1 protein-coding gene is annotated in these 475 nt (G+C 41.5%); it reads right to left on the reverse strand.

Annotated features, from left to right (window positions below; all coding sequences use genetic code 11):
• The coding region (locus tag HWX87_RS37915) for a hypothetical protein (protein ID WP_208456565.1) at positions 1–293 on the reverse strand (293 nt) is incomplete at its 3' end.
• Between the last annotated feature and the right edge of the window lie 182 nt (positions 294–475).

Genomic DNA, 475 nt, shown 5'->3' on the forward strand with positions numbered 1-475 from the left:
AACTTCAGCAGCAACACAAGTATGGCTGTGAAATATATAAAAAAATTGAACTTCCATGAGTGATTCAGCTTTCCAAGTTTCATTGCTTGTGCGGGGAATCTTCTGGTGAAAGCGAAAGCCAGCCAGACCAGTGCTGCAATGGTCAAGGGGGTCGACAGGAATGCAATTTTAAAAAGAGTGTTGCAAGTGTCGAAGGTGCACCCCTTTTCCGTAGTGGAATTTGATGATGTGAGCGAGAGTGTCCATGCCACAATGAACGTTGCTGAAATGTAGTCGATGCTTGATTTTTTCATGTTGGTTAGAGTAATTGATCCAGTGGATGCTCGTCGAGAAGTTATCTTGTGGTATTGAAGTCGGCCGTCAAATATCCGTTAACGTTTTGTTTTTCATCGAAAAATTCGGTTTCGAGAATTTTGAGGTCATCGCTGTTTTTGTTTGGGGATTCGTGATGAAGTTTTATTGGTTTTGGTGTTTT

Source organism: Burkholderia sp. BCC1644 (assembly GCF_902833225.1).
GTDB lineage: Bacteria > Pseudomonadota > Gammaproteobacteria > Burkholderiales > Burkholderiaceae > Burkholderia.